The 5,544-nt window shown below is 68.5% G+C and carries 5 protein-coding genes; 4 read left to right on the top strand and 1 reads right to left on the bottom strand.

What is annotated here, in order from left to right; translation table 11 throughout:
• Positions 1 to 126 precede the first annotated feature (126 nt).
• Both miaA and dapF read left to right on the top strand, forming a co-directional pair.
• On the top strand, positions 127 to 1,032 hold the full coding sequence (gene miaA, locus AC1D1S_RS18815; protein WP_476995177.1) for a tRNA (adenosine(37)-N6)-dimethylallyltransferase MiaA: 906 nt from the start codon (positions 127 to 129) through the stop codon (positions 1,030 to 1,032).
• 51 nt (positions 1,033 to 1,083) lie between these two features.
• On the top strand, positions 1,084 to 2,037 hold the full coding sequence (gene dapF, locus AC1D1S_RS18810; RefSeq protein WP_476945694.1) for a diaminopimelate epimerase: 954 nt from the start codon (positions 1,084 to 1,086) through the stop codon (positions 2,035 to 2,037).
• On the opposite strand, the gene AC1D1S_RS18805 is transcribed toward dapF, so the two are convergent.
• Positions 2,018 to 2,632, bottom strand: a complete 615-nt coding sequence (locus AC1D1S_RS18805; RefSeq protein WP_230008613.1) for a class I SAM-dependent methyltransferase — start codon at positions 2,630 to 2,632, stop codon at positions 2,018 to 2,020. The genes dapF and AC1D1S_RS18805 overlap by 20 nt on opposite strands.
• A gap of 570 nt (positions 2,633 to 3,202) precedes the next feature.
• Here AC1D1S_RS18805 and hflX point away from each other — a divergent pair.
• Both hflX and AC1D1S_RS18795 read left to right on the top strand, forming a co-directional pair.
• A complete protein-coding gene (hflX, locus tag AC1D1S_RS18800; RefSeq protein ID WP_476945695.1) occupies positions 3,203 to 4,804 on the top strand; it encodes a GTPase HflX in 1,602 nt (533 codons plus the stop codon).
• The coding region (locus tag AC1D1S_RS18795; protein WP_476995176.1) for an ATP-dependent DNA helicase at positions 4,797 to 5,544 on the top strand (748 nt) is incomplete at its 3' end. The genes hflX and AC1D1S_RS18795, both read left to right, overlap by 8 nt.

Raw genomic sequence — 5,544 nt, 5'->3', positions numbered from 1 at the left:
GCCCGGGCCACAGCCCAGGCCACGGCGGTCGAGGCCACAGCCCAGGCCGCTGCCCAGCAGGACACGGCCCAGCGGGACGCTGCCCAAAATGCGGCGGCGCAGGGGGCACGGCCAGCTACTCCGCCGGTGATCGCCGTCGTCGGGCCGACGGGATCCGGCAAATCAGACCTGGCCGTCTCCCTCGCCCTCGAACTCGACGGGGAAGTCATCAACGCCGACTCGATGCAGTTCTACCGCGGCATGGATATCGGCACCGCCAAGATCACCGAGGCGGAGCGCCGCGGTGTGCCGCATCACCTGCTGGACATTCTGGACGTGACCGAGGAAGCGAGCGTCTCGGACTTCCAGCAGCAGGCCCGGGCGTTGATCGCCGACATCCACGGCCGGGGTAAGCGGGCCATCCTGGCCGGCGGCTCCGGACTCTACGTCCGCGCCGCCCTCGACGTCCTGGAATTCCCCGGCACGGATCCGGACATCCGCGGCCGGCTCGAGGCGGAACTGGCTACCGCAGGACCCGCGCCCCTGCGGCAACGGCTCGAGGCAGTGGACCCCGTCTCCGCGGGCAGGCTCGGCGATGAGCGCAGGATCATCCGCGCCCTGGAAGTCTTCGAGCTCACCGGGCGGCCATTCAGCTCCTTCATGCCGGCCCGCCAATACTTCCAGCCTGCCGTCCAGATCGGACTCGAGGTGGACCGGGAACTGCTCCGGCAGCGCCTGGCTGACCGGGTCCACGCGATGGTGGACCGGGGGCTCCTGGACGAAGTCCGCCGGCTGGACGCCGCAGGGCTCCGCAACGGCCGGACCGCGCCGCGGGCCCTCGGCTACGCCCAGTTCCTCCGGGTGCTCGACGGTGCCTCCAGCGTGGAGCAGGCCGCGGACGAAACCATCATCGCCACCCGGCAGTTCGCGCGACGCCAGCTGACCTGGTTCCGTGCGGATCCCCGGGTCACCTGGCTGGGCTGGCACGGTCCTGACCTCGTGGCCAAGGCCGCCGGCCTCTGCCGGGCGACGCCGGTTCTGCCTCCGGCGTAGCGCTTGGGCCACGGTGCCGGAGCGGTCCGGGCGGAACGGTAACCTTGGAGCATGGACGAATCCCAAGCCGTAGCCGCTGACCGTACTGCCGGCGATACCGCCCCGCTGAGCGGCCTGAAGTTTTCCAAAGGCCACGGAACGGGCAACGACTTTGTCCTGATCTCGGACCCCAACGGCGCGCTCGAGTTGAGCCCGGAGCACGTCGCGGCGCTCTGTGACCGGCACCGTGGCATCGGCGGCGACGGCCTGATCCGGGCCGTGCCTTCCCGGCTCCTGCCCGAGGGGCAGCAATTGCTGACCGCGCACCCCGATGCCGAGTGGTTCATGGACTACCGCAACGGCGACGGCTCGCTCTCTGAGATGTGCGGGAACGGGGTCCGCGTCTTTGTGCACTTCCTCATCGCCGAAGGCCTCGTAGACCTGCCGGCCGGCGAATCGCTCGTCATTGGAACCCGGGGCGGTGCCAAGACGATCGTCCGGACGGCTGCGGGCTACGCCGTCGACATGGGCCCTTGGGAATTCATTTTCCCGGGCGAGGCGACCGCGCGGGCCATGGACTCGCTGGTCAGCGCCGACGGGCTCGAAGTCGCGCGGCCCGCCCTCTCCGTCAGCATGGGCAACCCGCACACCGTCGTGGCCCTGGCCGAAACAGCCGAACTGCAGGCCACGCAGCTGTTCACTGCCCCCCGGGTGGACCCGACGCCTCCGCACGGCACCAACGTCGAATTCGTTGTGCCCTCCGAACCACTGGTCCACGACGGCACCGGCACCATCACCATGCGGGTCCACGAGCGCGGAGTGGGGGAGACCCAGTCATGCGGCACGGGCGCCTGCGCCGCCGCCGTCGCGATTCGCCACTGGGCCGGGCAGGGCGCACCGGACGCATGGAACGTCCACGTCCCCGGCGGCGTCGTCGGCGTGAAATTCTTCCTGGGCCCGGAGGGGCACGAACACGTCGAACTCAGCGGCCCGGCCGTGATCGTCGCTAGCGGGACGCTTTCCTGATTCGAAGGATCCGGAACGACTTCGACGTGCTCTCCCGGGTCACGCTGAAGCTGGCGTCGAGCTCCGCCGAGAGCCAGCGCTGCAACGAGTCCGAGCCGAGGTTCTTTTGGACGACGAGCCAGGCCGATCCGCCCGGCGCCAGCCTGGGAATCCACAGGCGCAGGAGGGCATGAAGCTCATCCTTGCCGATCCTGATCGGCGGGTTGGACCAGATGGTGTCAAAGCGCAGGTCGGGGTCCACGGCGTCCGGCGTGCTGGCGGATACGTTGTGCAGCCCCAGCAGCCCGGCGTTTTCATTGGTCAGGGTCACGCAGCGTTCGTTCACGTCCACCGCGTAGACCTGGGCGTGCGGTGCCCGCAGGGCCATGGTCAGGGCGATCGGTCCCCAGCCGCAGCCGATATCCAGCAGGTTGCCCTGCGGCGACGGCGCCGGGACATCGGCCAGCAGCACGGCCGTTCCCTTGTCGATCCCGTCCGGGCTGAAGATCCCCGAGGACGTCTGCAGCCGGCGCGTCTCACCGGCAAGATCCACGGTGAGCGGCTTGCGGGTAAATGGCCCGGCCGGCTGGGCGCTGAAATAGTGTGCAGACTCCATAATGGGCCAGATTAGTTCGCGGCCAGCCCGTATGGGAAACCGGGTGGCAGCGCCGGCGTCTGCTACGCTACAAAACATGATCTTGATCTCCAAGTAGCCGGCACGGGTCCCGTCCCGTCCTTGTCAGGGACGCCGGGGGACTCCGTAGCGACGCAGGTAAACGCCTTCCGCTGAGTGCGCCATCGCAGGGGTGAGTTTTCTCACCCGCGGGCGCCCGCACCACTTGGAATCCAGCCATGTCCCAGGCACGGAGTTTTGCTGGCACCGTTTTTGCTGGCACTGTGCTCCCTGGCCCGCTCCCAGGCCCGGCGTGGCGGAGGCACCCACGTCACCGTGTTTTGCACCGGCACCGGCACCGCCCACACAGCCAGTGTCCCCGTAGCCAGGCGCCTTAGCCGCCTCTACCATCACCCAGCCACCGCTCTGCACAGAGCCAGCCCCGCCCCGGCGCCGTTGCCGCGGGCATTCCAGGAGGCCCGCATGACCCCCCGCCGTCAGCCCAGCGCGAATACCGCCCCACAGAGCAACAATCGGCACTATTCTGAAAGTGCCGAACCTTTWAAGGAGACCATGACCAGCCACCCCAACACCGGACCCGATTCAGCAGCCCAGGACATGAGCCCTGAAGAGATTCAAGCTGTAATCGACCGGATCCTTTCCAAGGACACCCCCGCCCCAGGCCGCGGCGGCTCCGGCACCAGCCATGGCACCGCCACCGGTGCTGGTACCAGCAGCCCGGCGTCGGTGCTCGGCAAGGCGCAGGCCATCTCCCGCCTGGACGAGGTGTACACCAACTTCGACGGCGACCAGCAGGACCTTGAGGAACGGCACGCACTGCGCCGCAAGGCCGGCCTGTCCACCGAGCTCGAAGACGTCACCGAGGTCGAATACCGGCAGTTGCGCCTTGAGCGCGTCGTCCTGGCCGGCCTCTGGACCGAGGGCACCCTCGCGGACGCCGAGAACTCCCTGCGCGAACTTGCCGCCCTCGCCGAGACGGCCGGCTCCGAGGTCCTCGACGGGCTCGTCCAGCGGCGCGCCAAGCCCGATCCTGGGACTTTCCTCGGCTCCGGCAAGGCACAGGAGCTGAAAGCCATCGTGATGTCCACCGGCGCCGACACCGTCGTCGTCGACGCCGAACTGGCCCCCTCCCAGCGGCGCGGGCTGGAGGACATCGTCAAGGTCAAGGTCATTGACCGGACAGCGCTGATCCTGGACATCTTCGCCCAGCACGCCAAGAGCCGTGAAGGCAAGGCCCAGGTGGAGCTCGCCCAGCTCGAATACCTGCTCCCGCGCCTGCGCGGCTGGGGTGAATCGATGTCCCGCCAGGCCGGTGGCCAGGTGGGCGGCGCCGGTGCCGGCATGGGCTCGCGTGGTCCCGGTGAGACCAAGATCGAACTGGACCGCCGTCGGATCCGCACCCGGATGGCCAAGCTGCGGCGCGAAATCGCCGCCATGAAGCCTGCCCGGGAAACGAAGCGCGCCAACCGCCGTCGTAATGCCGTGCCCTCTGTCGCGATCGCCGGGTACACCAACGCCGGGAAGTCCTCGCTGCTGAACCGGCTGACCGACGCGGGGGTGCTGGTGGAAAACGCCCTGTTCGCCACCCTGGACCCCACCGTCCGCAAGGCCGAAACCGCTGACGGGCTGGGATACACCCTGGCCGACACCGTGGGCTTTGTCCGGTCCCTGCCCACCCAGCTCGTGGAGGCATTCCGCTCCACGCTGGAAGAGGTCGCCGACTCTGACCTGATCCTGCATGTCGTGGACGTCTCGCACCCGGATCCGGAGGGCCAGATCGCCGCTGTCCGGACGGTCTTCAGCGAAGTCGACGCGCGCAAGGTTCCGGAAATCATTGTCCTGAACAAGGCCGACGCCGCTGACCCGTTCGTGGTCGAACGGCTCAAGCAGCGCGAGCCGCGCCACGTGGTGGTCTCGGCCCGCACCGGCGAAGGCATTCCGGAACTGCTCAAGGCCATCAGCGACGGCATTCCGCGGCCCAGCGTGAAGCTTGAACTGCTCATCCCGTACAACCGCGGGGATCTGATCAGCAAGCTCCACGAGAGCGACGCCGAGATCCTCAGCCTCGACCACGAGGAAACCGGGACCCGTGCCGTGGTGATGGTGCGTGAAGGACTCGCCGCCGAACTGGATCCCTTCATCAGCAATGACTGAGGCTGCGGTGACCAGGACCGACGCCGAACCAGCTGACGCCGATTCAGCTGATGCTGAGCCGGCCGAAACTGACACCGGCGCCGGTTCAGTTGCCGGCGCGGCCGGCGAGGATTTTGTTGTCAAGCTGCTCGACCGCGCCGTGTCCGGCATGGGCGGGCAGAGCCGCGATGGCCAGCACGAAATGGCCCGGCAGGTGGCGCGCGCGATAGACAGCGGCGATCACCTGCTGGTCCAGGCCGGCACCGGCACCGGCAAGTCGCTGGCCTACCTGATTCCGCTGATCGCGCATTCGCTGACCAGCAACAAACCCACCCTGGTCTCCACCGCCACCCTGGCGCTGCAGACGCAGATTGTGGGCCGGGACCTGCCCAGGCTGCTCAAGACCATCACCCCTGCCCTGGAGAGGCCCGTCAAGGTCGCCCTGGTCAAGGGCCGGTCCAACTACGTCTGCCGGCACAAACTCGAGGGCGGCTTCCCGTCCGAAGAACCTTCCGAGGGACAGCTGTTTTCCCTGGGCGAGGACACCAGCGTGCCGCATTTCGCCGCCGCACTTGGCGGGCCGTCCTCCCAGCTGGGCAAGGAAGTCGTCCGCCTGCGCGAATGGGCCGAGGAGACCACCACGGGGGACCGCGACGAGCTCATGCCGGGCGTCACGGACCGGGCCTGGCGCCAGGTCTCGGTCACCTCCATGGAGTGCCTCGGCGCGCAGAAATGCCCGCTCGCGGCCGAATGCTTCAGCG

It is taken from the genome of Arthrobacter sp. P1_A5 (assembly GCF_056406825.1).
The sequence above is the reverse complement of the archived record's forward strand: the minus strand, read 5'-3'. Positions and strand labels throughout refer to the sequence as shown.